The 26,392-nt window shown below is 64.6% G+C and carries 23 protein-coding genes and 1 tRNA gene; 8 read left to right on the top strand and 16 right to left on the bottom strand.

The features are described 5' to 3' along the window. Position 1: 1 nt before the first annotated feature. The 9 genes from ACN9MU_RS29055 to ACN9MU_RS29015 form a co-directional block, all read right to left on the bottom strand. Positions 2–1,324 carry a sigma-54-dependent transcriptional regulator gene (locus tag ACN9MU_RS29055; protein ID WP_426343822.1) on the bottom strand — a complete coding sequence of 441 codons (1,323 nt, stop codon included), beginning with the start codon at positions 1,322–1,324 and terminating at the stop codon, positions 2–4. Continuing rightward, positions 1,324–3,165: a sensor histidine kinase gene (locus ACN9MU_RS29050; protein WP_426319385.1), complete on the bottom strand. Its 1,842-nt coding sequence runs from the start codon at positions 3,163–3,165 to the stop codon at positions 1,324–1,326. The genes ACN9MU_RS29055 and ACN9MU_RS29050 overlap by 1 nt, the downstream gene beginning before the upstream one ends. A gap of 25 nt (positions 3,166–3,190) precedes the next feature. Continuing rightward, positions 3,191–4,285: a porin gene (locus ACN9MU_RS29045; RefSeq protein WP_426343821.1), complete on the bottom strand. Its 1,095-nt coding sequence runs from the start codon at positions 4,283–4,285 to the stop codon at positions 3,191–3,193. 25 nt (positions 4,286–4,310) lie between these two features. Then, entirely contained in the window at positions 4,311–5,582 is a 1,272-nt protein-coding gene (locus tag ACN9MU_RS29040) for a dicarboxylate/amino acid:cation symporter (RefSeq protein WP_426343820.1), read from the bottom strand. Between the two features lie 189 nt (positions 5,583–5,771). Further along, the gene (locus ACN9MU_RS29035; protein ID WP_426343819.1) at positions 5,772–6,788 is read right to left on the bottom strand and encodes a cation diffusion facilitator family transporter; all 1,017 of its coding nucleotides are present in this window, start codon (positions 6,786–6,788) and stop codon (positions 5,772–5,774) included. Continuing rightward, a complete protein-coding gene (locus ACN9MU_RS29030) occupies positions 6,785–7,102 on the bottom strand; it encodes an ArsR/SmtB family transcription factor (RefSeq protein ID WP_057261009.1) in 318 nt (105 codons plus the stop codon). The genes ACN9MU_RS29035 and ACN9MU_RS29030 overlap by 4 nt, the downstream gene beginning before the upstream one ends. Before the next feature lie 118 nt (positions 7,103–7,220). Then, positions 7,221–7,640, bottom strand: a complete 420-nt coding sequence (locus ACN9MU_RS29025) for a hypothetical protein (RefSeq protein WP_426165269.1) — start codon at positions 7,638–7,640, stop codon at positions 7,221–7,223. After that, the gene (locus ACN9MU_RS29020) at positions 7,641–8,369 is read right to left on the bottom strand and encodes a hypothetical protein (RefSeq protein ID WP_426165267.1); all 729 of its coding nucleotides are present in this window, start codon (positions 8,367–8,369) and stop codon (positions 7,641–7,643) included. A 14-nt stretch (positions 8,370–8,383) separates the two neighbouring features. Beyond that, the gene (locus tag ACN9MU_RS29015) at positions 8,384–9,286 is read right to left on the bottom strand and encodes a metallophosphoesterase family protein (protein WP_426336487.1); all 903 of its coding nucleotides are present in this window, start codon (positions 9,284–9,286) and stop codon (positions 8,384–8,386) included. A 19-nt stretch (positions 9,287–9,305) separates the two neighbouring features. On the opposite strand from ACN9MU_RS29015, the gene ACN9MU_RS29010 reads away from it, so the two are divergent. Next, positions 9,306–11,273 carry a 3'-5' exonuclease gene (locus ACN9MU_RS29010; protein ID WP_426319380.1) on the top strand — a complete coding sequence of 656 codons (1,968 nt, stop codon included), beginning with the start codon at positions 9,306–9,308 and terminating at the stop codon, positions 11,271–11,273. Here the strand turns inward: ACN9MU_RS29010 and ACN9MU_RS29005 are convergent. Beyond that, on the bottom strand, positions 11,270–11,752 hold the full coding sequence (locus ACN9MU_RS29005) for a CinA family protein (RefSeq protein WP_426165261.1): 483 nt from the start codon (positions 11,750–11,752) through the stop codon (positions 11,270–11,272). The two genes, ACN9MU_RS29010 and ACN9MU_RS29005, sit on opposite strands and share 4 nt — an antisense overlap. Positions 11,753–12,005: 253 nt before the next feature. On the opposite strand from ACN9MU_RS29005, the gene ACN9MU_RS29000 reads away from it, so the two are divergent. Genes ACN9MU_RS29000 through ACN9MU_RS28990 form a run of 3 tightly spaced genes read left to right on the top strand, consistent with a single transcriptional unit; the run spans position 12,006 to position 17,136 of the window. Continuing rightward, entirely contained in the window at positions 12,006–12,521 is a 516-nt protein-coding gene (locus tag ACN9MU_RS29000; protein ID WP_426165259.1) for a YfiR family protein, read from the top strand. Beyond that, complete coding sequence (locus tag ACN9MU_RS28995; protein ID WP_426165257.1) at positions 12,518–14,545, top strand: ATP-binding protein; 2,028 nt, start codon at positions 12,518–12,520, stop codon at positions 14,543–14,545. Before ACN9MU_RS29000 ends, ACN9MU_RS28995 begins: the two co-directional genes overlap by 4 nt. Then, on the top strand, positions 14,542–17,136 hold the full coding sequence (locus ACN9MU_RS28990) for an EAL domain-containing protein (RefSeq protein WP_426343818.1): 2,595 nt from the start codon (positions 14,542–14,544) through the stop codon (positions 17,134–17,136). Before ACN9MU_RS28995 ends, ACN9MU_RS28990 begins: the two co-directional genes overlap by 4 nt. 168 nt (positions 17,137–17,304) lie before the next feature. On the opposite strand, the gene ACN9MU_RS28985 is transcribed toward ACN9MU_RS28990, so the two are convergent. Then, positions 17,305–17,691 carry a DUF3224 domain-containing protein gene (locus ACN9MU_RS28985; RefSeq protein WP_426165253.1) on the bottom strand — a complete coding sequence of 129 codons (387 nt, stop codon included), beginning with the start codon at positions 17,689–17,691 and terminating at the stop codon, positions 17,305–17,307. Between the two features lie 96 nt (positions 17,692–17,787). Between ACN9MU_RS28985 and ACN9MU_RS28980 the strand changes: the two genes are divergently transcribed. Then, positions 17,788–18,630 carry an AraC family transcriptional regulator gene (locus ACN9MU_RS28980; protein ID WP_426343817.1) on the top strand — a complete coding sequence of 281 codons (843 nt, stop codon included), beginning with the start codon at positions 17,788–17,790 and terminating at the stop codon, positions 18,628–18,630. Here the strand turns inward: ACN9MU_RS28980 and ACN9MU_RS28975 are convergent. The 3 genes from ACN9MU_RS28975 to ACN9MU_RS28965 are packed head-to-tail and all read right to left on the bottom strand — an operon-like array spanning position 18,554 to position 20,342. Beyond that, positions 18,554–19,168 carry an RDD family protein gene (locus ACN9MU_RS28975; RefSeq protein WP_426319377.1) on the bottom strand — a complete coding sequence of 205 codons (615 nt, stop codon included), beginning with the start codon at positions 19,166–19,168 and terminating at the stop codon, positions 18,554–18,556. The genes ACN9MU_RS28980 and ACN9MU_RS28975 overlap by 77 nt on opposite strands. A gap of 3 nt (positions 19,169–19,171) precedes the next feature. After that, positions 19,172–20,137, bottom strand: a complete 966-nt coding sequence (thiL, locus tag ACN9MU_RS28970) for a thiamine-phosphate kinase (protein WP_426319376.1) — start codon at positions 20,135–20,137, stop codon at positions 19,172–19,174. Between the two features lie 34 nt (positions 20,138–20,171). Next, positions 20,172–20,342 (bottom strand): hypothetical protein, encoded by a 171-nt coding sequence (locus ACN9MU_RS28965; RefSeq protein ID WP_426165245.1) that lies wholly within the window; start codon positions 20,340–20,342, stop codon positions 20,172–20,174. A 325-nt stretch (positions 20,343–20,667) separates the two neighbouring features. On the opposite strand from ACN9MU_RS28965, the gene ACN9MU_RS28960 reads away from it, so the two are divergent. Together ACN9MU_RS28960 and ACN9MU_RS28955 are read left to right on the top strand one after the other, a co-directional pair. Next, the gene (locus tag ACN9MU_RS28960) at positions 20,668–22,980 is read left to right on the top strand and encodes an NADP-dependent malic enzyme (RefSeq protein WP_426319375.1); all 2,313 of its coding nucleotides are present in this window, start codon (positions 20,668–20,670) and stop codon (positions 22,978–22,980) included. An 11-nt stretch (positions 22,981–22,991) separates the two neighbouring features. Beyond that, positions 22,992–23,447 (top strand): DUF2214 family protein, encoded by a 456-nt coding sequence (locus ACN9MU_RS28955; RefSeq protein WP_426319374.1) that lies wholly within the window; start codon positions 22,992–22,994, stop codon positions 23,445–23,447. Positions 23,448–23,656: 209 nt separating this feature from the next. On the opposite strand, the gene ACN9MU_RS28950 is transcribed toward ACN9MU_RS28955, so the two are convergent. Beyond that, positions 23,657–23,741 (bottom strand) — tRNA-Leu (locus tag ACN9MU_RS28950). Between the two features lie 475 nt (positions 23,742–24,216). Between ACN9MU_RS28950 and ACN9MU_RS28945 the strand changes: the two genes are divergently transcribed. Next, positions 24,217–24,372, top strand: coding sequence for a hypothetical protein (locus ACN9MU_RS28945; protein WP_426165239.1), 156 nt, complete (start codon positions 24,217–24,219; stop codon positions 24,370–24,372). Positions 24,373–24,378: 6 nt separating this feature from the next. Here the strand turns inward: ACN9MU_RS28945 and ACN9MU_RS28940 are convergent, their stop codons facing one another. Continuing rightward, positions 24,379–26,292 carry an AAA family ATPase gene (locus ACN9MU_RS28940; protein WP_426165237.1) on the bottom strand — a complete coding sequence of 638 codons (1,914 nt, stop codon included), beginning with the start codon at positions 26,290–26,292 and terminating at the stop codon, positions 24,379–24,381. Positions 26,293–26,392: the final 100 nt, after the last annotated feature.

The raw sequence follows: 26,392 nt of genomic DNA, 5'->3' as shown, positions 1-26,392 counted from the left end.
CTCAGCGGTAGTCCTCGGCCGCCAGGCCGTACTTCTGCATCTTGTGGTACATGGTCTGTTTCGGCAGGCTCAGCGAGGTACAGGCGGTGGCGACGTTGCCGCCGGCCGCGCGCAGCGCCTGCTCGATCAGCATGCGCTCGAAAGCGCCGACCTGGTCCGCCAGCGAAGCAGGCGCTGCGCTCTCCGTCGAGGCCGACAACCCCAGCACGAAACGATCGGCCGCATTGCGCAGCTCGCGCACATTGCCGGGCCAGTCCTGCGCCATCAGCTGCTGCATCTGCGCGGGCGGTACGACCGGGCAGGGACGCTTGTAACGTGCTGCCGCATCCATCATGAAATGCTCGAACAACAGCGGAATGTCTTCGCGGCGCTCGCGCAGCGGCGGGATGTGCAGCACGATCAGGTTCAGGCGGTAATACAGGTCGCTGCGGAACTTGCCCTGGTCGGAAAACTCCTTCAGGTCTTCTTTTGAGGCGGCAATGACACGTATATCCAGCGCTACCGGGGCGTTCGATCCCAGGCGCTGGATCGAGCGCTCCTGCAGCACGCGCAGCAGCTTGACCTGCATCGCCAGCGGCAGGCTTTCAATTTCGTCCAGGAACAGCGTGCCGTGGTCGGCGTGCTCGATCTTGCCGACCTGGCGCTTGGCAGCGCCGGTGAAGGCGCCTTGCTCGTGGCCGAACAGTTCGCTCTCGAAAATCGTCTCGGGGATGGCGCCGCAGTTGACCGGCACGTAGTGATGCCTGCCGCGCTCGCTGAACTGGTGCAGGCAACGTGCCACCAGTTCCTTGCCGGTGCCGGTTTCGCCATAGATCAGCACATCGGCCGGCTGTCCGGCGACGTCCAGGATCACCTGGCGCAAGGCTTGCATGGCGGGCGTATTGCCCAGCAAGCAGGCCTCGATGCCTTCGCTATGCTCGAGCTTCTGGCGCAGCGCGCGAACTTCCAGCTGCAGGCGCCGCTTGTCGACGGCGCGGCGTACCACGTCGGCCAGTTGCTCCGAAGAGTAGGGCTTTTCCAGGAAGTCGTAAGCGCCGTCGTGCATGGCTTGCACCGCCATCGAAATGTCGCCATGGCCGGTGACCAGGATGACCGGCAGTTCGGGGTCGATGGCGCGCGCCGCTTCCAGCAATTCCAGCCCGCTCATGCCGGGCAGGCGTACATCGCTCACCAGTACCACCGGGCTGTTCGCTTGCAGCAGCTGGGCTGCCGGTTCGGCGCTTTCGAAGCTGCTCACCGAGAAATCGGCCAGCTCCAGTGCCTGTTCACTGCCAGCGCGTACGGTCGGGTCATCTTCGACCAGTAGCACTTGTATGTTGTTCATTACGTCTCCTGCGCTTCTTTTAATTCGATCACGAAGCAGGCGCCGGTACTGGCCTGTTCCGCTCTTAAGCTTCCGCCGAAATCGCGGATGATTTGTTCTGAAATTGCCAGCCCCAGTCCCAGGCCTTCGCCTTGCGGCTTGGAGGTGTAGAACGGCTCGAACAGCCGCTCGCGCGCTTCGTCGCTGAGACCCGGGCCGCTGTCGGCCACGCGGATCAGGACCCGGCCTGGCTTGCTGCTCACCTCCAGCACCAGCTCGCGCACCGCGCAGCCGGCCATCGAATCCAGGGCATTGGTCATCAGGTTGAGCAGCACCTGTTCCAGCCGGTTGCTGTCGCACAGCGCATAGATATCGGCCTTGTCGATGCGCAGCTGGAAGGTGACCTTGTCGAGCTGGATGCGGCGCTCCACCAGCACCAGGGCGTTCGAAATCGAGGTATGGATCGACACCGGGCCCAGTTCCGCATTCGACTTGCGGGCGAAGCCCTTCAGCTTGCCGGTGATGGTGCCCATGCGTGCCACCACCTGCGAAATGGTTTTCAGGTTGTTGCGCACATCGTCCATGCGGCCGCGCTCAAACAGCAGCACGGCGTTGTCGGACATAGTGCGCAGCGCGGTCAGCGGCTGGTTCAGCTCGTGCGTGATGCTGGCCGACATCTGCCCCAGCACCGCCAGCTTGCCCGCCTGGAACAGCTCGTTCTGCGTGATCTGCAGCTGCTGCTCGGCCTGGCGCCGCACATCGACTTCCTTGCTCAAGTCCTGCGTCATGCGCGCCAGGCTGGCGGTACGCTCGGCCACCATGCGTTCCAGCTCTTCCTTGGCGCGCAGGCGCTGGCGCCAGTACAGGAACAGCAGGATGAGGAAGCCATAGGCCAGCAGCGCGAACAGGAAGGCGAGGCTGGCATTGCCGCGCGCCGCGTTCAGGTCGGACATGTAGATGAAGGTCCAGTCGCGCGGCGCCAGGGAGCGTGTCTGCGCCAGCATCAGGGGCGTCGACGCTGCACCCGGTGCATTGCTGTTGCGGATCACGAGCAGGCGGTCGCCATTGGCCAGCGCTTCGTCATGCTTCAGCGTCAGCGGCGGCAGCGCTTGCGCGAAATACTGGCGCGTCTGTTCGAGTTCGGCGCGTACGTTTGCCGACAGGGGCCGCAGGGCCTTGAACTTCCACTCCGGGTCCGAGCTGAGGAAGATTACGCCATTCGGGTCCACCAGGGCCACCTTGTCGCTGCCCTGCGTCCAGCTGCGCTGCTGGTTCTCGATGCTGACCTTGATGGCCGCCACGCCCAGCATGCGGCCGTCCTTGTAGATGCCGTGGGCGTAGAAATAGCCCGGCTCCAGGCTGGTGGTGCCGACCCCGTAGAAGCCGCCAGGGCGGCCGCGCAGGGCATTGCGGATGTAGGGCCGGAAATTGACGTCGTCGCCGATGAAGCTGTCCTTCTGGCGCCAGTTGCTGGCGGCCTGGGTGCGGCCCTGCAGGTTGACGATGTAGATATTGCTGGACTCGGCCTTCTTGTTCAAGCCTTCCAGGTATTCGTTGACACTGTTGCGCACATCCTCGTCGCCGGGATGTTCCAGCAGCTGGACCACGTCCTTGTCCAGCTCCAGCATGCGCGGGATCAGGTCGTACTTGTCGAGCAGGTTTTCCAGGCTGGTGGCATACACCTCCAGCCTTTGCGCGCCCGCTTCACGCAGGCGCTCGGTCGTTGCGCTGTCGGCCCACCAGTAGGCCAGGTAGGGCAGGGCCAGGCCTGCCAGCAGCACCAGGCCCAGCAAAGTACGGACGTGTTGCGTCGGACGCGGTTGCGCCTGGGGCATTGCGGTGATGTTGGGCTGGACTGGCATTACAGCCAACTATAGCAAACCTCAGTTACAGTTGATGGCGCAACCCCAGGTTAAAGGCGCGCTGGCCCTTGCCGTCGTCGGTGGCGTTGCCGACGGTGAAAGGGGCGCCGTTGTGGCCATTGATGCGGCCGTAGGCGGCGTACAGGTCGGTACGCTTGGACAGGCCGTACAGGTAGGCGATGCCGTATTGGCGCGCATCCTGGTTGGCCGCGCTGCGGTCCATGTGCTGCACGACCGAGCCGGCAAAGCTGTGCGGGCCGAAGGTGGCGCACAGGCCCAGCACCACGTCGCGGCTGGATGCGCCGGGAACGCCGATGGTGCCGGCGGTGATGACGCTGGTGGCGCTGGTCACGGTGCCCGTTGGGCTGCTGGTGCCGTTCGACAGCGTGCTGCTGCCGCCGCCGCCCACGGTGCCCATGCCCCGGTTGAAGGCATAGCCCGCGTGCAGCTGGTAGTTGCCGACCTTATAGCGCGCCGCCAGCAGGGTGTTATAGGCATGCAGGCCGGCGCTGGCGCTCTCGCGGCGGAAGTGCGACAGCGACAGCGCCAGCGGGCCTTCGTCGTAATTCAGGGCGCCGCTCAGCGCGCGCTTGCGGGTATTGTCGTCGGCCACTTCGCCCGCGCTGTAAGCCAGCTCGGTCGAGAAGCCGGCCAGCTTGGGCGAGGCGTAGCGCAGCGAGTTGTCCATGCGGCGGTTCGGTACCATCAGGTTGGCAGCTTGGCCGGCCAGGCCGTCTGCGAAAGGATCGGCGATGTCGCGCAAGGCCTTGTAGTACGGCGAGTACTGGCGGCCGGCGCTGATGGTGCCCAGCGGGCTGGCCAGCGAGACGTAGGACTGGCGGCCGAAAGTCAGGCCGCCCTGGCCGGAAGCGCCGGTATCCATGGCGAAGCCGCTCTCGATGACGAAGCCGGCCGACAGGCCATTGCCCAGGTCTTCGGTGCCCTTGAATCCAATGCGCGAGCCGGAGGCGATGCCGCTGCTCACATTGGAGGTGTTGCCGGCGGCGCCGCCGCGTTCGAGCACGATGCCGGCATCGGCAACGCCATAGACTTGGACGGAAGGTTGCGCGTGCGCGCTGCAGCAGGCCAGGGCCAGCAGGGTGGTGGCAGTGTATTTCATTGGTGTTCTCCTGAGGTTGTTGTTCTTATGCGGCGCGAATGTAGCTGTGTTCGTCCGCTTGTTCTTCTTCGCCGAGCGCGCCTTCCCACTTCGCCACGACGGCGGTGGCGATGGCGTTGCCGACGGCGTTGGTGGCCGAGCGGCCCATGTCGAGGAACTGGTCCACGCCCATCAACAGCAGCAGGCCGGCTTCAGGGATGTGGAATTGGGTCAGGGTGGCGGCGATCACCACCAGCGAAGCACGCGGCACGCCGGCCATGCCTTTCGAGGTCAGCATCAACAGCAGCAGCATGGTGACCTGGGTGCCCAGCGACAGGTCGATGCCATAAGCCTGGGCGATGAACAGCACGGCGAAGGTGCAGTACATCATCGAGCCGTCCAGGTTGAAGGAATAACCCATTGGCAGCACGAAGCTGGAGATGCGGCGCTGCACGCCGAACTTGTCCAGCGCGACCAGCAGTTTGGGATAGGCCGCTTCCGAGCTGGCGGTGGAGAAGGCCAGCAGGAACGGTTCGCGGATCAGGCCGACCAAACGCAGGACGCGCGGGCCCAGCACGGCGAAGCCGGCGCCGATCAGCAGTGCCCACAGGCAGAACAGGCCGAAGTAGAAGCCGCCCATGAACTTGGCAAAGGTGGCAAGGATGCCGAGGCCATTGGTGGTGACCACCGAAGCCATGGCGGCAAACACCGCCAGCGGGGCCAGGCCCATGATGGTGCCGGTAATGCGCAACATCACCTGTGCCAACTCGTCGACCACGTCCAGCAGGCGCTTGCCGGATTCGCCCAGCGCGCCCAGCGCGGAGCCGAAAAAGATCGAGAACACCAGCACTTGCAGGATCTCGTTATTGGCCATGGCCTCGATCGGCGACTTCGGCACCACGTGGGTGATGAAATCCTTCAGCGTGAAGGCCGAGGTTTTCAGGCCCGTGCTCGCGTCGATGGCGGGCAGCGGCAGGCCCAGGTTGGTCCCGAGCTGCATCACATTCGACAGCAGCATGCCGAGCGCCAGGGAGACCAGCGAAGCGACGATGAACCAGGCGAAAGCCTTGGCGCCGATGCGGCCGGCGGCCTTGCCGTCGCTCAGGTTGGCGATGCCGACGGTCAGGGTCGAGAACACCAGCAGCGCAATGATCATCTTGATCAGGCGCAGGAAGATGTCGGTCACCAGCGAGATGTGGGCCGAAATGTCGGCGGTGAGTTTCTTGTCAGGGAATACCGTGTGACAGGCGTAGCCGACGGCGATGCCAAGCAGCATCGCGAACAGGATGTAGAGGGTAAGGGGGCGCTTCTTTTGCATTCCGGTCTCCGTTGTGTAGGTCCCCGCGTGTGTGGCGGGGTCCCGGGACAACAGCAAGCTGTGTGCCCGTTGGACGGATTCCGGTAAGTGCTTGATTTATAAGCCTGCCGGCATACTAATGATGCCAGCTGGCAATTTTACGGTCCCAGGACTTGGACGGCGTGGAGAGGCTGTGTATGACTTCTTGGCTTAATGCGCATGACCATGGTGGTGATCGTGATCGTGCTGGTGATCGTGGTCATGGTCGTGGTCATGCTTGTCCTCAAGCGCATGCCCCTGGCCTTGCAGGCAGCACTCATGCTGGGTGGTACCTTGCTCGGTTTGCAATGTCGTATGGTGGATGCCGAATTGCTCCTTCAACTGGCGCGCAATGTCGTCGATGGCCATATCGCCCGGGTAGCCGCCCGGCATGACAAGGTGGCAAGTCAGCGCCACATCGGTGGTGCTCATCGACCAGATATGCAGGTCGTGCACGCCGGTCACGCCAGGGCTGGCCAGCAGCAATTTTTCCACTTCGCCGGCATCCATGTTGCCGGGCACTGCGCCCAGCGTCATGTCCAGCGCCTCGCGCAGCAACGACCAGGTGCTCTTCATGATCAGCACCACGATCACCAGCGACACGGCAGGGTCGATCCACGCCCAGCCGGTGTACATGACCACCAGGCCCGCAATCAGCACGCCCAGCGAGATGGCGGCATCGGCCGCCAGGTGCAGGTAGGCGCCGCGGATATTCAGGTCGTCCTTGCTGCCTTTCATGAACAGCCAGGCCGAAATGCCGTTGACGGCAATACCGATGCCGGCCACCACGGACACGGTCAACCCCGCCACAGGCGTAGGCTCCATCAAGCGCTGGAAAGCCCCCCAGGCGATCGCGCCGGTGGCCGCCATCAGCAGCATGCCGTTGAACAGCGCAGCCAGGATGGAGCTGCTGCGCAGGCCATAGGTATAGCGGCCGGACGGCTCGCGCTTGGCCAGGATGGCCGCGCCCCAGGCAAGGATCAGGCTCAATACGTCCGACAGGTTATGGCCCGCGTCGGCCATCAGCGCCGTCGAATTGGCCAGGAAACCGTAGAAGAACTCGATGACAACGAACACCGCGTTGAGCGCGATCGCAATGGCAAAAGCGCGGCCGTGGCCTACTTCGCCGTGATGGTGGTGATGATGGCCGTGGTCGTGGCCATGTCCGTGATGATGATGGGCGCTCATTGTTCGTTACCGTTGGATGGTTCGGCGATATGTTCCAGCATATCGCGCAGGACGCCGCTGATATGGGCATCAGCGGTGGAATAGAAGACTTGTTTGCCCTGGCGCTCAGACTTGACGATACGCGCGGCGCGCAGCAGGCGCAGGTGGTGGCTGACCAGCGAAGAGCTCAGTTGCAGCGAACCCGCGATATCGCTGACTGCGATCGGCTGCTCCAGGCAAGCCAGCACAATGCGCAGCCGGGTCGAATCCCCCAGCAAATGGAACAGGTCCGCCAGCTCCGCGACGGAAGCATCGTTGTCAGAATAGATAGCCATAGCAAACAAATGAATAGGTATTCACATGTTAGCATGAAAGTCGGGGTCAGGTCTGGCAATCCGCCACCAATTTCGCATAGCGAAATTGGTGGCGGATTGCCAGACCTGACCCCGACTTTTATTTGGCTAGTTCTGCTTCGAAGGCGGTGCGGGTCTTGGCGTCGAGGGTTTGCAGGGCGCGCTCGAGCTTGGCGGGCGGGATGCCGGCCGGTTTGCTGAACATGGCCTGGCCGATCAACACCAGGGCGGCGGTCAGGACTGCTACCCCTGCGGCGGCTGCCAGCAGGCGCAGTTCGCGGCGCGAGAAGGGCTCGTGCGAGGTGGGGATGGGGCGGGCGCCAGGGGGCGGGACGTAGGCGGCGCCTGGCATTGCCGCTGGGGCATGCGCGCCGTCCAGGCGCGCCAGGTGGCGCTCGACCGCTTCTTCCAGTACCGCTTCGTTCAAGGCCACCAGGGCAAAGATCGGGTCGTCGACATCTACCTTGATGCCGGTCTTTTCGAACACGTGCAGGCGTAGTTTCTGCGGGTCGAGGGCCATTTACCAGTTCACCAGGTCGAGTTGTTCGAACAGGTCGCGGAACACGACCTTGATGCGCTGCTTTTCCATCACATTGAATTTGTCGCTGGCCTTCACTTCGTCCACCGTCAGGCGGCCGGTGTTCATCTTCTTCACGTCGGCGCCGAAGGTGTCCGCATTGCGCGCGCTCAGCACAATGCGGCCGCGCACGCGCTGCGAGTTGTCGGCGTAGGTCTGCGATTCGAGGAAGGATTTGCCGGACGCCGATTGCAGCAGGCCGAAATGCTCGTTCTCCCACAGCACCAGCGGCACCTGGGTCGACTTGGCCGTGGTGACGAAGCCCATCGCGGTATCGTGCAGCGTGTCGCCGCCGCCAACGATGGTGTGGATGTACACCTTGCGGCCCGATTCTTCCAGCAGGTTGAAGCAGTCGTTCTCAATCAGGTAGGCCATCAGCGGCGAGAACGTGTTGGCGCCGTTGTCGACCACGCAGTTGCCGTCTTCTTCCAGGATGTCGATCATCAGGGCGTCGAAGCGCTTGGGGTCGATGGTGCGCGATTCGGTCATCACCGGCACGTGCTTCACGTCCAGTGCCTTGTAGCGCGAGAAGGTGGTGTTTTCCTGGTCGGTGTCGTAGCAGCGCAGCGGGCCTTCGCTCTTGGCTTTCAGCCATTGCGCGAGGATGGTCGATACATACGTCTTGCCGATACCGCCCTTGCCCTGCAGGACGAAGTGAACCGTGTTTTGCATTGATGCTCCTGTTATCAGTGGCAGTTGGCCGTGCCGCTGTCACGGGCTTCCTGCTGCGGGCGTTCCGGCGCCGTCTTCGGCTGGACCGGCAGGAACTCCCATTCGTAGCTGTTTTCCTTCAATACCAGTTTCAGCACGCCGGTGCGCCAGTTGGAGCGCGCCTCGCTCTGCTCATTGAGCCAGAGGAAGGGCGTCAGCATGGCGCCGCCGGTGCCGACCACGAACTGGCGCACGCCGCGTGCCGGATCGGGCTGCGCGTCTGCATCCATCGGCGCCAGTCGCTCGTAGTCGTGGTCATGCCCGGACAGCACCAGTTCGACGCCTGCCGCATGCAGGGCGCGCCAGACGTCCTGCATCTTCCTGGTCGGGGTGTGCCCGCCAGAACTATACATGGGCGCGTGCCAGTAGGCGAGGGCGCAACGCGCCTTGCTGGCTGCCAGGTCGTCTTTGAGCCACAGGAGCTGGCGCTGGTGCTCGGCGGTTTTCAGGTCGCTGTTCAGGGAAATGAAGTGCCAGCCGCCCTTGTCGAAACTGTAATAACCGCGTCCGGCAGGACCGGCCAGTTCGCCGAAGTAGTCGAAATAGCCTGCTGCCTTGCCGCTGGTGTATTCGTGGTTGCCGGGAGTAGGCCGGGTGCGCGCCTTGAACTGGCCCCAGGTAGGGGCGTAGCAGTCGCTGAATTCGGCCGGGGCGCCATTCGGGTAAGTATGGTCGCCCAGGGTGAGGATCAGGGCCTCGGGGTCGCCCCTGGCGATGATGGCGGCGGTTCCGGCGGCGCCGGAGTCGGCGGCGCGGTTGTAGCGGCAGTCGGCGATGTCGCCGGCGGCGTACACCGTCAGGGGGCGTGCGGCATGCCCGGCGGCTGGAGCGGAGAGGGCGGCTGCGACGGCCAGCCAAGGTAGAATGCGTGTTTTCATTGGCACCATTTGAACAGGCATGCGAGTTTCACCATCCAGCGAGCAGGAAGCGATCCTGAAGTCCCGCGCCCGGACCTTGATGATCGAGGCCCGCGCAGGGACAGGCAAGACTACCACGCTGGCCATGCTGGCGGCACAGGAACCGGGCGTCGTGTTGGGCCTGTGTTTCTCGGAAGGGGCGCGCCAGCGCTTTTACGAGAAGCTGGCGCTGGAATGCCCGGAGCGCAAGGTGCAGGTGCTGACGGTGGAAGCGCTGGCGCGCTCGCAGCTCACGCGCATCGCGGAGCACGGCAACTGGCTGGACCTGCCCGAGCGCTGGTCCAGCCTGGAGCAGATGCGCCCCATGCTGGTGGCAGCCGCCAACACGGTCTGGCAGCGCCACGAGGGCCGCTATACGGAATTCGATTTCGATTTCGAGCGCAGCACCCAGCGCGTGGAAATGATGCTGCAATTGCTGGCGCAGATGAAGGCGACCCTGGCCACCTTGCGCTTCGAGGATGAGGTCTTCGACGACTTCACTTTCGACGAATTGTGCAATGAGTTCCAGCTGGAAGACCGCGAGATCGTGGAGATATTCCACGAGTTCGAGCGCCGCCGCCAGCCGCAGGCCGGGCATATCCTGTGGCAGGCGCCGGTCGATTACGCGACCGACCTGGTGTCCATCCTGCGCCGCTTTCAGGAAGCCGTGCACGACATGCCGCAGGCCGACTTGCTGCTGGTCGACGAATGGCACGACGTGAATGCCGCCGAATTCGAGTTGCTGCAACTGTTCCGCCGCAACGCGCGGCTGGTGGTGGTGGGCGACCGCCACCAGGTGATCAACGCCGAACGCGGCGCCGACCCGCGCTTTTCGGGCGGCGGCTTCGAGCTGGCCTTCCCGGACGCGGAACGCCTGCCGCTGTCGCAGTCGCGCCGCTGCGGCGTGTCGCTGAAAAAACTGCTGGAACGCGCCTTGCCGAAATGCGGCTTCGAATCGCACCCGGACACCTACTCGGAAGTGCGCCACGTCGAATATGAGCACGCCGATCCGCAAGCTTGCGCCCGGGCTGTCGTCGCCAAGGCGAAAGAGCTGGCGCTCGGCCCCGACCTGGCCATCATCCTGCGTGAAGTGGACCAGAGCGTGGAAATCGAAAACGCCTTGCTGGACGCCGGCCTGCCCTACAACTGCGACGGCTTCGCCTCCTACCTCAAGCGCCCCGAGATCATGGCCCTGCGCGCCCTGCTGCACGTGGCCAGCGGCGACTACAGCACGCTGAAGGCGGACAAGGAAAGCTGCGAGCTGATGGTCGACGGCCTGCAAACCTATTTCGCCGTGTCGGGCGATCGCCGCGACTACGAGGCCAGCCACGCCATGTACGGCTCTGGCGACGCCTACCAGCAGCAGAAGGACGCCGTGGTGCGCGACCCGGAAACCCTGGAATTCATGTTCAGCGGCCTGCTGTGCGCCGAACAGCCTTACGACAGCGGCGCCACGCGGCGCTGGAAGCAGCGCCTGGCCGCCGTGCTGGAGCAGTTGAAGGCGCAGGCCCCGACGGCCAGCGCTGCGCAATTGCTGGAACTGGCCAGCACGGGCCTCGACCTGCCGGCCGCTACCCGCCGCACTTTCGTCAAGCGCGCCCACGCCGACTCCGTGCTGCGCACCCTGCGCGCCTTCCTTGATTTTGCCCAGCGCCAGGGCGATGCCAAGGCGCCGGCCTTCCTCGAAGAACTGCGCCGCCGCCAGGTGGCAACGCGCGGCAAGCCTGCGGCACGCGGTACAGCGAGTAAGACGCTGGCGCTGGCCACGGTGCAGTCGGCAAAGGGAAGGGAGTGGCAGCAGGTGCTGCTGCCGTATATGGAAGAAGGCCAGTTCCCGCGCGCCACCCGTAATGGCGATGAATACGCCGAAGAACGGCGCTACCTGTACGTGGCGATCAGCCGCGCCATCGCCGGCCTGACCCTGTTCGAACCGGCTGCAGCGGAGCGCCGCAGCCGCTTGCTCAACTAGTTAATAAAGCGCAGCAGGCCTTTCAGCGAATGCTCGATGGTCTGCGCGCGCACCGCCTGGCGGTCGCCGGAGAACACCAGCCGTTCGGTGTGCACGGTATCGGCGTTGGCCCAGCCAAAACAGACCGTGCCGACCGGCTTGCCCGGCACCGCGCCGGTGGGGCCGGCAATGCCGGTGACCGATACCGCCACATGCGCATTGCTGGAGCCCAGCGCGCCTTGCGCCATGGCGGCTGCCACTTCTTCGCTGACGGAACCGAATTGCGCCATCATGGCGGCCGGTACTTCCAGCATTTCGGTCTTAGATGCGTTCGAATAGCAGACAAAGCCGCAATCGAACCAGCCGGTGGAGCCGGCAATGTCCGTGATTGCCGTGGAGATGCCGCCACCGGTGCACGATTCCGCGGTTGCCAACAGCAAGCCTTTGTCTTGCAAGGCCTTACCCACCTGGGCGGCCAGTTCGTTGATGTCTGTACTCACTTGTGGCTCCTTTAGCAAACAAAAGCGTTTGAACCCATTCTAGCGCGCTGCTGTGCAGATTGACCACGCTGCACCGCAATAATGTGGCGTCACGACTAACTTGCAAGCCGGGGAAGGCTTTTGTGGTGCGATAAACCAATAATTGCGCCGCTGTCGGGTACTCAGCGATAGAATGCCCCAAATCCCCTGTTCGCGAGGCACGGTGGTGAGGACTCTCCAAGGAAGATGTCCCGTTTTCTGGGTTGCGCTGCTATTGGCTGCGCTGCTGCCCCTGTGCGCCCATGCCCAATCCGGCTCCAGCCTGGAGCGCCAGGTCAAGGCTGCCTACCTGTACAAGTTTGCCGGCTTCGTTGAATGGCCCGAGGGCAGCTTTGCGCGCCCGGATGCGCCAATCGTGATCGGCGTTGCCGGCGCCGACCCGCTGGCCGAGCAACTGGAACAGACGGTTGCCGGCCATACGGCCAACGGCCGGCCGCTGCAGGTCAGGCGCATCAAGCGCGGCGACAGCCTGGCCGGCGTCCACATCCTGTTCATCCCGGCGCAGGAGAGGGCGCTGGCGCAGGAGCTGCTGGCCGCCAGCCGCGGCCAGCCGGTGCTGACCGTCACCGATGGCGACGAGACTTTCGGCATGGGCAGCATGATCAATTTCGTCATCGCCGACGAAAGGCTGCGTTTTGAAGTCTCCCTGAAACACGCGGCCGTAGCGCGCCTGAAGATCAGCGCGCGCATGCTGTCGGCCGCCCTTCGCGTGCAGCAGGTGGCGGGATGATGACGCGCCGCCGCTCCCTGCCGCAAAAGCTGCTTGGCGTGGTGATGCTGGTCACGCTGGCGGCCCTGCTGGTGTCGCTCGGCACCATCATCGCGTACGACTTGCGCGCCTACCACCAGTCCCTCAGTTCCGACATGACGACCCAGGCCGAGCTGCTTGGGCATATGAGCGCGCCGGCGCTGACGTTCGACGATCCGCGGCTGGCCAAGGAGAACCTGGCCCTGCTGCGCCTGCGGCCCAAGGTCAATGCCGGCGCCATCTACAACGCGCGCGGCCAGCTGTTCGCTACCTATGTGGCGCCGGGCATCGATATCAGCGTGCCGGCTGCGCCGCAGGCCGAGGGCGTGGCTTTCGAGGACGGCAAGATGATGCTGTTCCGCCGCATCCGCGACAACGGCGAATTGCTGGGCACCGTCTACCTGCAGTCGGACTATGAACTCCTGGGGCGCTTCGGCGACTACATGATGATTGCCATCGTCGCCACCTTCCTGGCGATGGGCATTGCCTACCTGCTGATGCGGCCCCTGAACAAGGTCGTCACGCAGCCGGTGCTGGCGATTGCCGACGTCGCGCGCGAGGTGATGGCGACCGGCGACTATTCGCGCCGTGCGCCGGGTACCAGCAACGACGAGGTGGCCGAGCTGGCCGATGCCTTCAACAAGATGCTGGGCGAGATCGAAAGCCGCACGCGCGAGCTGGAAACCTCGAACAGCGAAATCGCGCGCGAGGCGGAACAGCGCAGCAAGGCGCAGCAGGAAGTCATGCGCCTGAACGAGGAACTGGAGCAGCGCGTGCACGAACGCACCCTGCAGCTGGAGCAGGCCAACAGCGAGCTGGCCATGGCAATGCAGGAGGCAAAGAGCGCCAACCAGGCCAAGTCGGCCTTCCTCTCCTCCATGAGCCATGAACTGCGCACGCCGCTGAACGCCATCCTCGGCTTCGCGCAAATCCTGACCTCGGAAAAACTGCCTTCCACGCTGGTGCAGAAACGCGAATTTGCCAACCACATCCTGAAATCCGGACGCCACCTGCTGACCCTGATCAATGAGATCCTCGACCTGGCCAAGATCGAGTCGGGCGCCGTGGCGCTGTCGCTGGAACCGGTGGCGCTCAACGAAATCCTGCACGAGTGCGAAGGCATGGTGGCGCCGCTGGCAAGCGCGCGCGGCATCCGCCTGCTGTTCCCGGACGGCTGCACCTCCCATGTCACGGCCGACCGCACCCGCCTGAAGCAGATCGTGCTCAACCTGTTGTCCAACGCGATCAAGTACAACCGCGATGGCGGCGCCGTGGTGGTCGACTGCAGCCCGAGCGGCACCAGCCTGCTGCGGGTCTCGGTGCAGGATACCGGGATGGGGCTCAGGCCGGAGCAGGTCAAGCAGCTGTTCCAGCCCTTCAACCGCCTGGGCCAGGAAAGCGGGGCGGAGGAGGGCACCGGCATCGGCCTGGTGGTGACCAAGCGCCTGGTGGAGCTGATGGGCGGAACCATCGGCGTGACCAGCAGCCAGGGCGTGGGCAGCATGTTCTGGATCGAGCTGGAATCGACCGAGCCGACGCCGTCGCGCATCGACCCCAATGCCGAGCGGCCGCCCCAGCAACAGCGCCACGCGGAAGGCGAGCCGGCCATGATCCTGTATGTGGAAGACAACCCGGCCAACCTCAAGCTGGTGGAAGAGATCATCAGCTTCCGCCCCGACCTGAAACTGATTTCGGCGCCGGACGGCCACCTTGGCATCGAGCTGGCGCGCGCCCACCAGCCGGACATCATCCTGATGGACATCAACCTGCCGGGCCTGAACGGCATCGACGCCGTCAAGCTGCTGGCCAGCGATCCCCGCACCGCGCACATCCCCGTCATCGCCCTGACCGCCAATGCCATGCCGCGCGACGTGGAAAAAGGCCTGGCGGCAGGCTTCTTCCGCTACCTGATCAAGCCGATCAACATCGACGAGTTCACGGAAGCGATCAACAGCACCATGGCCTTCCTGGCACGCAGGGAGGAAGAAGGGAGTACGTCCAAGTGATCAGCCGCGACGATATCCTGAACGCCAAAGTCCTGATAGTGGACGACCAGCCGGTCAATGTGCAGTTGCTGGAATACCTGCTGCAGACCAGCGGCTACGTGAACGTCAGCTCCACCACCGACCCGCGCATGGTGGCGCCTTGGCACGAAGAGCACCGCTACGACCTGATCATCCTCGACCTGCACATGCCCGGCATGAGCGGCTTCGACGTGATGGAGGCGCTCAAGCCGCTGGAGCCGGAATACCTGCCGGTGCTGGTGGTGACGGCGCAGCCGGACCAGAAGCTGCCGGCGCTCGATGCCGGCGCGCGCGACTTCGTCAGCAAGCCTTTCGACCCGGTCGAGGTGCTCACGCGCATCAACAATATGCTGGAAGTGCGCCTGCTGCACCAGCAGGCGCGCGACTACAACGAGGTGCTGGAGCAGACCGTGCGCGCCCGCACGGCCGACCTGCAGCGCTTTCGCAGCGCGATGGACGCCACCGCCGACGCCATCTTCCTGATCGACACCAATACACTGGCGCTGGTGGACGTCAACGAAGGCGCCTGCCGCATGCTGGGCCATCCGCGCGCGCAACTGCTGTCGCTGGATCCGGCCCGCCTGGGCCTGGGCGGGCGCGAAGCACTGTCGGCGCAGGCCGAGCGCGCCGGCCAGGCGAAGGCGGCGCCGCACCGCGCGCCGGAGTTGATGGAAATCGAACTGCAGCGCGGCGATGGCGCCACGGTGCCCGTGGAAGTCTACTGGCTGCTGCAAAGCGAAGGAGAGTCGGCACACCGCACCCTGATCTGCGTGGCGCGCGACATCACCGAACGGCGCCTGGCCGAAGAGCGCCTGCGCCACATGGCGCATTACGATCGCCTGACCGGCCTGCCCAACCGCACCCTGTTCTTCCAGACCCTCGGCGAATCGATCGAGCTGGCGCAGGACAAGGAATGGCGCATCGTGGTGCTGTTCATCGGCCTGGACCGCTTCCGCAAGGTCAACGACTCGATGGGCGCCGCCATGGGCGACCAGTTGCTGCACGAATTTTCCAACCGCCTGGTGCAATGCGTGCGCTTGCGCGATACGGTGGGCCGCCTGGGCGGCGACGAGTTCGCGCTGATCCTGACCATGACGCGCGACCAGCAGGACGCGGTCCTGGTGGCAAACGAAGTGCGCGATGCCCTGCGCTCGCCCTTCGAGCTGGACGATCACCAGGCCACGCTGACCGCCTCCATCGGCATCGCCATGTACCCGGACGACGCCAACGATCCGGAGACGCTGGTCAAGTATGCCAACACCGCCATGGAGCGCGCCAAGGAGGCCGGCGGCGACGGCTACCGCTTTTTCACCGCCGGCATGAACGTGCAGGTGCTGGCGCGCCTCGACCTGGAGATGGCGCTGCGGCGCGCACTGGACAACAACGAACTGGAGCTGCACTACCAGCCCAAGGTCAACCTGACCGCGGGCCGCATCAGCGGCGCGGAGGCTCTGCTGCGCTGGAACCGGCCGGGCTATGGCCTGGTCTATCCGGCGGAATTCGTCGGCGTACTGGAAGAGACGGGCCTGATCGTGCGCGTCGGCAGCTGGATCATCGATGCCGCCTGCCGCCAGATCGCGACCTGGCTGCGCACGCCGGTTGGCGGCGTGCACGTGGCCGTGAACGTGGCCAGCCGCCAGTTCGTCGAGGGCGACCTGGAAAACGACGTGCGGCAGGCGCTGGAACGGCACAATGTGCCGCCCGAACTGCTGGAGCTGGAATTGACCGAAACGGCCTTGATGTCCAATGCCGAGCGCACCATCCAGGTGCTGACGGCGCTCAAGCAACTGGGCATCAAGGTGGCGATCGACGATTTCGGCACCGGCTATTCCTCGCTGGCCTACCTGCAGCGCTTCCCGATCGACAAGCTGAAGATCGACATCGCCTTCGTGCGCGATATCACGACCAATCCCAACGATGCCGCGATTGCGCTGGCCATCATCAGCATGGCGCACAGCCTCAAGCTGCGCGTGATTGCGGAAGGCGTGGAGACGCGGCCGCAGCTGGAATACCTGCGCCGCAACCGCTGCGACGAAATCCAGGGCTACTTCTTCAGCCGTCCGTTGGCCGCGCCGGAGATGGGCGCGCTGGCCGAATCGGGCAAGAGCCTGCCGCCCGACCCCAATGTGGCGGCCGAGCCGCCGCAAACCCTGCTGCTGGTGGACGACGACGTCAACGTGCTGTCCTCGCTGCACCGCCTGTTCCGCCGCGACGGCTACCGCATCCTGACGGCGGAGTCGCCGGCCGAAGGTTTCGACCTGCTGGCGCTGTATCCGGTGCAGGTGATCGTGTGCGACCAGCGCATGCCGATCCTGAGCGGCACCGAATTCCTGGCCAAGGTCAAGGAAATGTACCCGGACACGATCCGCATCATCCTGTCCGGCTACACCGGGCTGGAAGCGGTGCTCGACTCGATCAACCGCGGCGCGATCTACCGCTTCTACACCAAGCCGTGGGACGACACCCAGCTGCGCGACAATATCCGCCTGGCCTTCCACCACTACTGGCTGATGCACGGCAGCGGCCGCCGCGCCGGGGAACCGGGCGAAGACCATACCGCGCTCACCGGATAAAAAAATGCCGCCCACGATGGGGGCGGCTGGAAAACATTCACGGGAGTGGTATGAATGTGGAGACAGGCAGGATAATAGTCGCTGCTTGTGACCACTTCATGACATCATGTTGCTGCCATTGCTTGAGACACCTGCCAGCTTTGCGCACAGGGAGAGGCGACAGGCCGGTCAGCGCGGTGGCAGCTGGTAGCTGAAAGTGTAGCGGTGCTGGCCGCCGGTCACATCGATGGTCATCGTGCCTTGCAGGCCGGCCAGTTCGCCGGTGGCGGAGTCGGGGACGACGCTGACGTTCAGCGTCGGCGTGCCCTTGTTCATCAGGCCGGAGTGCTGCAGGAAGAAGCTGCCTTTGCGGCCCTCCAGCGTGGCGCTGACCTGTTCCAGCGCGACATAGCCGGCCGAGCCTTTCACGGCAGTCATGACGGCCAGCATCTCGCCCTTGCTGGTGCCATCGAGCGGACCGTGGAATGTCTTGGCAATGGCTTGCCGGCCCCAGGGCTGGCCTTCCACCGCCGGCTGCGGCGTGAGTTTGACGTCGAACGTGCCTTCGATTTGCATGGGCTTGTCTCCTGCATTGGCCGCAGCGGCGGCGAATGCGAATAGTAGGGGGATCAGTGTTTTCATGGCCGCCATTATGGTAGTCTCCATCGCCTGATGATTGGAAAAACGCGACAAATCGAAACTGAGCCGCGCGGCATCCTGGTGCCGCATATCAAGGTGGGCTCATTCTGCCATGAACGCATGGCGCCCAGCGCCGCGCTGGCGGAATGGGTCGAGCATTACTGGTTCGTCGGCTGGGACATGCAGGGCCATCCACCGCAGCAGCAGGAAACGCTGCCGCATCCCAATGTGCACCTGGTGATCGAGAATGATACGGACGGCGTGTACGGCGTGCATACGGCGCGCTACACCAAGCTGCTTGCGGGACAGGGCTTCGCGTTCGGCATCAAGTTCAGGCCGGGCGGTTTTCGTCCCTTCTTTGGCCGCGCAGTCGCGGAACTGTCCGACCGGCGTGTCGCGCTGGCGCAGCTGTTCGGCGCCGGCGGCGAACAGCTGACGCAGCAGCTGCGCGCCTGCGCAACGTCCGCCGATGCGGCGCCCTCTGCGATGGCTGCCCTGGCGGAAGCTTTTCTCCTGGCACGCCTGCCCCGGGCGGATGAAGACGCAGGCCGCGCCGCAGCGCTGGTGGCTGCCGTGGCAGGCAATCCGGCGCTGCTGACGGTGGACGCGTTGGCCGAACAGGCGGGCATCAACAAGCGCGCCCTGCAGCGCATGTTCCAGCAATACGTTGGCGTCGGGCCGAAATGGGTGATCAAGCGCTATCGCATGCACGAAGCCGTGGCCCGGCTGCAGGCCGGCACCGCCCCGGCGCTGGCCCAGCTCGCGCTCAGCCTGGGCTATTACGACCAGGCCCACTTCATCAAGGATTTTGCTGCGCTGGTGGGCAAGCCGCCGGGGGAATACTTGCGCCAACTGCCGCCGCCCGCAGCACGATAGTCCGGGCCAGCTTATCGCCGAGCCGCCTGCGGCGCTCGCCCAGGATGAACAGAGCATCGAGAATGAAGATCAGATGCGTGGCGTTGCGCAGTATTGAGCTGAGCAACGATATCGGGCCTTCGTCCGACGCGCGGACGACCCGCAGCCCCAGCAGGCGCTTGCCTGGGCTGAGGCCCGGGCCGGCATCGCGCAGCAGCAAATAGGTCCAGCTGAGGACTTCAAAACTGCTTGCCGGGAGGGCGGCAGTTTCCCCGTCGCGTGTCCCCAGCAGGCAGGCGGCCGCCAGCAGCCAGGCCGCGAAGTCGATGCCGAAGGCCAGCATGCGCTCGCCCAAGCTGGCCATGCGTTCGGACTCTGCGAAGGCGTCGGCATCACGGGCCGCCTGGTCGGCCAGTACCTGTTCGATCGTGGCGGGCGTGACGCCGCGCGCGGCCAGAAGCTGCATCACGACAGCTTTGGCGTCGTCGCGCAGGTCAAGGCGCAGGTGCCCCAGCAGCGCTTCGGTATCGAGGCGTTGGCAATGTTCGCGGAAGGTCATTGTTCAGGTGGAGAAGTGGTCGAAGCTGGACAGCTCGAGTGCCAACGGGGCGCCGGATGCATCGGTCCAGCGCAGGCCGGCAGCGTCCTCGATGCGGCCGATGCGGGTGACCGGGGTGCCGCATTCTGCGGCGGCGGCGAGGATCGCCTCGCGCCGCGATGCGGGCGCGGTGAAACAGATCTCGTAGTCGTCGCCACCGGCTGCGGTAAAGGCGCGGCGCAGCGCCTGCGGCTGGGTCGCCAGCACCGGGCCGGCCGGCAGCGCGTCGGCATTCAGGGTGGCGCCCACCCGCGACTTCTCGAGGATGTGGCCAAGGTCGCCCACCAGCCCGTCCGAGATATCGATGGCGGCATGGGCCAGGCTGCGCTCGGCCAGCAGCGCGCCCAGCGCCACGCGCGGCGTCGGCGTATGCATGCGCGTTCCGGCGGCTGCCAGCTGCTCGGCGGGAAGCGCCAGTTCACCCAGGTAGCCGGCCAGGGCCAGGCGCGCATCGCCCAGGGTGCCGGATACCCAAATGTCGTCGCCGGGACGGGCAGCGCTGCGACGCAGGGCGCGTCCCGGCGCCACTTCGCCAAACACGGTGATGCAGATATTCAGCGGCCCCTTGGTGGTGTCGCCGCCGATCAGTTCGCAGCCGTGCAGGTCGGCCAGCGCGAACAGGCCGCGCGAGAAACCTTCCAGCCAGGCGCGTTCGGCGGCCGGCAGGGCCAGGGCCAGGGTAAAAGCCACCGGACGGGCGCCCATCGCGGCCAGGTCGGACAGGTTGACGGCCAGGCTCTTGTGGCCAAGGCGCTGTGCATCTTCGCCGGCAAAGAAATGCCGGCCCTCGACCAGCATGTCGCAGGAAACGGCCGTCTGCATCCCCGGCGACGGCCCCAGCAAGGCGCAATCGTCGCCGATGCCAAGGGCTGCGCGTCCGGGCAAGGGACGGGCGAAGTATTGTTTGATCAGGTCGAATTCGGAAAGCATCCCGCCATTCTAGCGGGGTAGCCGGGCTTCGTCCTTAGTTTGGCTTGTCGCGCAGGTAAATCCAGGTGCCGCCCGAAGCCAGTGCCGCCATGGCAAGCAAGGCAACATAACTGGAATCTTGCGGGGTGAAGAAGAGGGCGACGGCAGTCGCAGGGAACAGGACGCCGGACAGACGGGACCAGGAATGCCAGATTGCATCACGCATGGTATTTTCCTTCCGTAAAGTGCCAGTAAATCCAGTCTATGCAGAAAAATGCTATATGTAAAGTTGCTTTCGCCGAAAATTGCAAGCAAATGCGATTTGGCGCAACTAGATTTTAAGGTCTCGTGCCGCAAGTCAGCATTGTCGCCGGGGCGACAGTTTATTAGCTTGATTGGGAGAAAAATCCCGGGCCGCAAGACGATTCTTAATCGGAAGGCAATGGAAACCGATGAAAATTCGGGATTGGTAAAAATACCTACGTTAGAGCAATCCCTCTATCTGCTAGAATCGGAAGCTTTCGGACATAGGATAGAAGGGGCAGTACAGCATGGATTCGGGATCTGACAAAAAAGAAGAACTTCGCCAACAACTGCGCGCCGCCGCACTCGAATACCACGAGTGCCCCAAGCCAGGCAAAATCAGCGTCTCCCCCACCAAGCAACTGACCAACCAGCGCGACCTGGCGCTGGCCTATTCGCCGGGCGTGGCTGCGCCATGCGAAGAAATCGTCATCGACCCGGCCAACTCCTATAAATACACCGCGCGCGGCAACCTGGTGGCCGTCATTTCCAACGGCACCGCCGTGCTGGGCCTGGGCAATATCGGCCCGCTGGCGTCCAAGCCGGTGATGGAAGGCAAGGGCGTGCTGTTCAAGAAGTTCGCCGGCATCGACGTGTTCGACATCGAAATCAACGAGTCCGACCCGGACAAGCTGGTCGACATCATCGCCTCGCTGGAACCGACCTTCGGCGGCATCAACCTGGAAGACATCAAGGCGCCGGAGTGCTTCTACATCGAGCGCAAGCTGCGCGAGAAGATGAAGATCCCGGTCTTCCATGACGACCAGCACGGCACCGCCATCATCGTCGGCGCCGCCATCCTGAATGGCCTGAAATACATCGGCAAGGACATCAAGAACGTCAAGCTGGTGGTGTCCGGCGCCGGCGCGGCGGCCCTGGCCTGCCTGGACCTGATCGTCGACCTCGGCTTCCCGATCGAAAACATCCTGGTCACCGACCTGGCCGGCGTGGTCTACAAGGGCCGCACCGAACTGATGGACCCGGACAAGGAACGCTTCGCACGCGACACCCCGCACCGCACCCTGGCCGACTGCATCGAAGGCGCCGACATCTTCCTCGGCCTGTCCGCCGGCGGCGTGCTGAAGCAGGACATGGTCAAGCAGATGGCGCCGAATCCGCTGATCCTGGCCCTGGCCAACCCGAATCCGGAAATCCTGCCGGAGGACGTGAAGGCGGTGCGCGGCGACGCCATCATCTGCACCGGCCGTTCGGACTACCCGAACCAGGTCAACAACGTGCTGTGCTTCCCGTACATCTTCCGCGGCGCGCTCGACAGCGGCGCCAGCACCATCACCCGCGAAATGGAAATCGCCGTGGTGCACGCGATTGCCGACCTGGCCCACGCCGAGCAGTCGGACATCGTCGCCACCACCTACGGCATCGCCAACCTGGCCTTCGGCCCGGAATACCTGATCCCGATGCCGTTCGACCCGCGCCTGCTGACCAAGATCGCGCCGGCCGTGGCCAAGGCGGCGGCCGATTCCGGCGTGGCCACCCGTCCGATCAAGGACCTGGAAGCCTACGCCGACAGCCTGCAGCAGTTCGTCTACCGTTCCGGCACCTTCATGAAGCCGGTGTTCGCGGTGGCCAAGCAGACCCCGGCCGACATGAAGCGCATCGTCTACGCCGAAGGCGAGGAAGAGCGCATCCTGCGCGCGGTGCAGGTGGTGGTCGACGAGAAACTGGCGCGCCCGATCCTGGTCGGCCGTCCCGCCGTGCTCGATGCGCGCGTGCAGAAATTCGGCCTGCGCCTGAAGCAGGGCGTCGACTACGACGTGATCAATCCGGACTTCGACGAGCGTTACCGCGACTACTGGAAGGCTTATTACGAGCTGACCGCGCGCAAGGGCGTGACGCAGGAATACGCCAAGCTGGAAATGCGCCGCCGCCATTCGCTGATCGGCGCCATGATGATCAAGAAGGGCGATGCCGACGGCATGATCTGCGGCACCTTCGGCACCACCCAGCTGCACCTGCACTACATCGACCAGGTGCTGGGCCGCCGCCCGGGCGCCTGCGTCTACGCGGCGATGAATATCCTGGTGCTGCAGGACCGCCAGCTGGCGCTGGTGGACACCCACGTCAACGAAAACCCGAACGCCAACGAACTGGCCGCCATCACCATCATGGCCTCGGAAGAGATGAAGCGCTTCGGCCTGGTGCCGCGCGCGGCGCTGCTGTCGCATTCGAACTTCGGCTCCTCCAACAGCGAATCGGCGCAGAAGATGCGCGCCGCGCTGGACCTGGTGCGCCAGCGCGCGCCGGACCTGGAAGTGGACGGCGAAATGCACGGCGACACAGCGCTCGATTCCAAGCTGCGCCACAAGCTCTTGCCCAACACCACCCTGAAGCAGGACGCCAACCTGCTGGTGATGCCGAACATCGACGCCGCCAACATCGCCTACAACCTGGTCAAGACCGCCGGCAACGGCATCGCGATCGGCCCGATCCTGCTCGGCTGCGCCGCGCCGGTGCACATCCTGACCCCGTCCGCCACCGTGCGCCGCATCGTCAACATGACGGCGCTGTGCGTGGTCGACGCGGTGTCGGAACGCGCTTAAGGAGGCCGGCCATGATGGTCGACCTGCTGCTCGCGGTAGTGCACCACCTGCTGGCCTTCGGCATCGCCGCGGCCATCACGGCCCAGCTGGTGCTGGTGCGGCCGGGCATGCAGCCGCCGGCCGTGCAGCTGGCGGCCAAGTACGACATCGCGCTCGGCATCATGTCGCTGTCGCTGGTGGCGATCGGCTTTGCGCGCGTGTTCTTCGGCGCCAAGGGGGCTGCGTTCTACCTCCACAACCACGTGTTCTGGACCAAGGTGGTGCTGTTTGCCGTCATCGGCCTGCTGTCGATCAAGCCGACCCGCGCCTTCCTGCGCTGGCGCAAGGCGCAGTCGGCCGACGCCGGCTTTGCACCGGAGGAGGTGGAAATCCGTGCGGTCCGCAAAACCCTGATGACCGAGATCCATCTCTTCGCCCTGCTGCCGATTGCCGCCGCCGCCATGGCGCGTGGCTACGGCTACGCCTGAACGCCGATACGCGGCAGTACCCTGGACCGGTCCGGCCCGGGCCGCAATACGTCCCGCTTGCGCGATATGGTGCCGCTGCCCGGCGATGGCCTGGCTGGCGCGCCTGGTGCTGCAGCAAAAAAGGAGGGAACAGCTGGAATCCGGGAAGCCTTGCGGATGCCACGGCGTGCGCCGAAGCGTATAGGGAAGCAGGCGTTAGTAAGAAGAGATGGTGCCCGAGGCCGGAATCGAACCGGCACGCCTTGCGGCGGCGGATTTTGAGTCCGCTGCGTCTACCAATTTCACCACTCGGGCCACTTAACGCGACACGCATTATTACCGATTTGCCACCGCGCGGCAACCCTGCAGCAAATATTTAAGCTATGGGCTGCGGTGTCCAAATGGAAAAAAATGAGCGCCCGGCCAGCTTTCCAAGGGAAACAGCGGGGCGTAGGATGGACCAAGTCGAAGAGACAGGGCGGTCGCCACAGGGGCCGCCGCAAGCTTGCTCCCACGGCGCCCAGCCTACCGGCCGCAGCGCAGGGCACCAGGTTTGGACTGCCGATGCGGGTGCACCCAGCCGCCACGGCCCCGGGCGTCCTCCCAGATTCGGGCCAGGGCGCGCCCCGGACTGCCATGTCGCACTGACGGCAAGTCCTCCAGGCCATGATTGCAGTTCGTCCGCGCAGCATGCGTTCTATTCCACGGGACGCGCGCCTGCCGATGTCGGTCGCTCGCCTTGTTGTGCAGCGCTTCCGCCCTGGCGGGGGACGATCAGCCGAAGACCGAGATGTTCGCGGTCGCGCCGGGTGCGCTGGTGACCGCTGCCGGGACGCGCGTCGAATTCAGCAGCGACGGCGCGGATGTCGCCATCCGCAACTTCGAGAAACTGTCGCTGGCTGCCGCCCCGGGCGAACGCAATATCACAGTCATCGCTTCGCGCTGACGCGGCTTACGCTGCCTGCTGCAGGGGCGCCGGATCGAGGCGCTCCTCCAGCAGCGCGAAGATGGCATCCTTCGACAGCACATAGCGCTCCATCAGGTCATCCTTGATGGATTCCATCACCGCGCGATAGTCGCGCATGGCGGCCAGTGTGGTGCTGTACAACTCGTCCGCCTTGGCTTCCACCTGCACCAGGGTGTGCTCGTCGCCGGTCTCGCCGCGCAACTGGCTGTAATCGAGCTTGGAGCGCGAATACATCGACAGGCGGTTGACCATCATGTTGAGCATCTTGGTGGCCTTCTCGATATCGTTCTGGCTGCCCACGGAAATGCCGCGCGCGCCGTAGAACAATTCTTCCGCCGCCACGCCGCCGTACAGCTGCATGACGTCGCGCTCCATCTCTTCCAGCGTGCGCAGCGACATGTCGTCGCCGGCCGACAGCACATAGCCCAGCGCGTTCATCTTCGACACCGCTTCGGTGGAAATCTTCAGCAGGTGCGATTTTTCCTTCACCTCGGCCAGCGGCATGCCGGCGCGCAGGTAAGGGTCGATCTGCATGAAGAAGTGGCCCAGCTCGTGCAGGGCGATGCGCTCGCGCTGGCGGGTCTTCTCGGCCGTGGTGGCGCGGTCGGTCAGGCCGATGGTGGCGCGTTCGAAGGCGCGGAACATCAGGTCGGTATTGATCACGCATTTTTCCTGGATCGAGATCATGGAGGCGCGGTCGACCACGGTTTCCAGCAGGGCCGGGCTGAGGTTGGCGGTGATTTCCGCCACCTGGTCCAGGTCCATGGCGTTCCAGTCCACCAGGCCATCTTGCTTGCGCTTCAGGAACGATTCCAGCAGCGCGCGGCGCTCGCCCTTGTTCGGCAGGCGGAAGTTGATCTTCACGCTGAAGCGGCGCAGCATGGCTTCATCCATCGCGGTCGAGGCATCGTCGAAGTTGGACGCCACGATCCAGATCACGCCCTGGCCCTGTTCGCTCTTCACGCCGTCCAGCAAGCCCAGCAGGGTATTCGCGGTATCGTCTTCCCATTTCTTCTCGCCGCGGCCGCGCGGCATGAACAGCGCCTGCGCCTCGTCCAGGAAGATGATGCAGTTGCCGCGCGCGCAAGCCTTCTTGTACAGCGCATTCAGGGCTTTCGAGCCGCCGCCGACGTAGCCCGATTCCAGCGCCGAACCGGAAGCCTGGATCAGCGGATAGCCCAGGCGCTTGGCCAGGTAGCCGGCCAGCTTGGTCTTGCCGGTGCCGGCCGGGCCGGTCAGCATCACGTTGAAGGGCTTGTCGATATTGTGCTGCTTGTAGACTTCGCGGTTGCGGATCATGTCTTCCAGGTGCAGCACTTCCTGCTTGATGTCTTCCATGCCGATCAGGTCGTCCATCGACCCCTTGAGCTGGTCGGGCGTGATCACCGACGCGTTCATGCCCATGCCCGGCACGCCCCACTTCAGCACGAACAGCACCAGGCCCACCACGAAGATGTCGAAAGCATGGCGCTTGAGGAAAGCTTGCACGCTGGCCCACTGGCCGCCGTCGTCCAGCAGCACACCCTTGTGGGCGGCCAGGTAGTCTTCTTTCGCAATGGCGTAAGGGATGTTATTGCGCAGCAGGACTTCGCGCTCCAGGCTCTGGTGCGAGGTGCTGGGCACCACCACCACGTGCAGGGTGGCGTCGCCCTTGAACTTGTAGACATAGCGCGGCGAATCGGCCAGCGGGCGGGCGATCAGCAGGTAGTCCAGCTTGTCGCGCTGGGCCACCAGGGCCGTGATTTCACCGATGTTCTGCGAGCGCAGCACCGGCGCGGCATCCTGCGCCACGTCGCCGCGCAGCAGCGCAAAGGCGAGGGCGGCGGTAGCCAGCAGCACCAGGGTGATGCGCACCAGGGGGTTCTTGAGGGCGAGTTGGAGCTTGTAGATATTGAACATAGGCCATTCAAACGCAAGGTTTTGTGGTGGGCCTATGGCCGGCGGCGTATGCCTCGGCTGGCCCCAGTGTTGTCAGGAATGCCGTACGGCAACATTCCAC

Origin of the sequence: Pseudoduganella sp. R-32 (assembly GCF_049913245.1) — a bacterium.
Lineage (GTDB): Bacteria > Pseudomonadota > Gammaproteobacteria > Burkholderiales > Burkholderiaceae_D > Rugamonas.
Note: the sequence above shows the minus strand (reverse complement) of the source record. Positions and strands in the feature narration are given on the sequence as shown.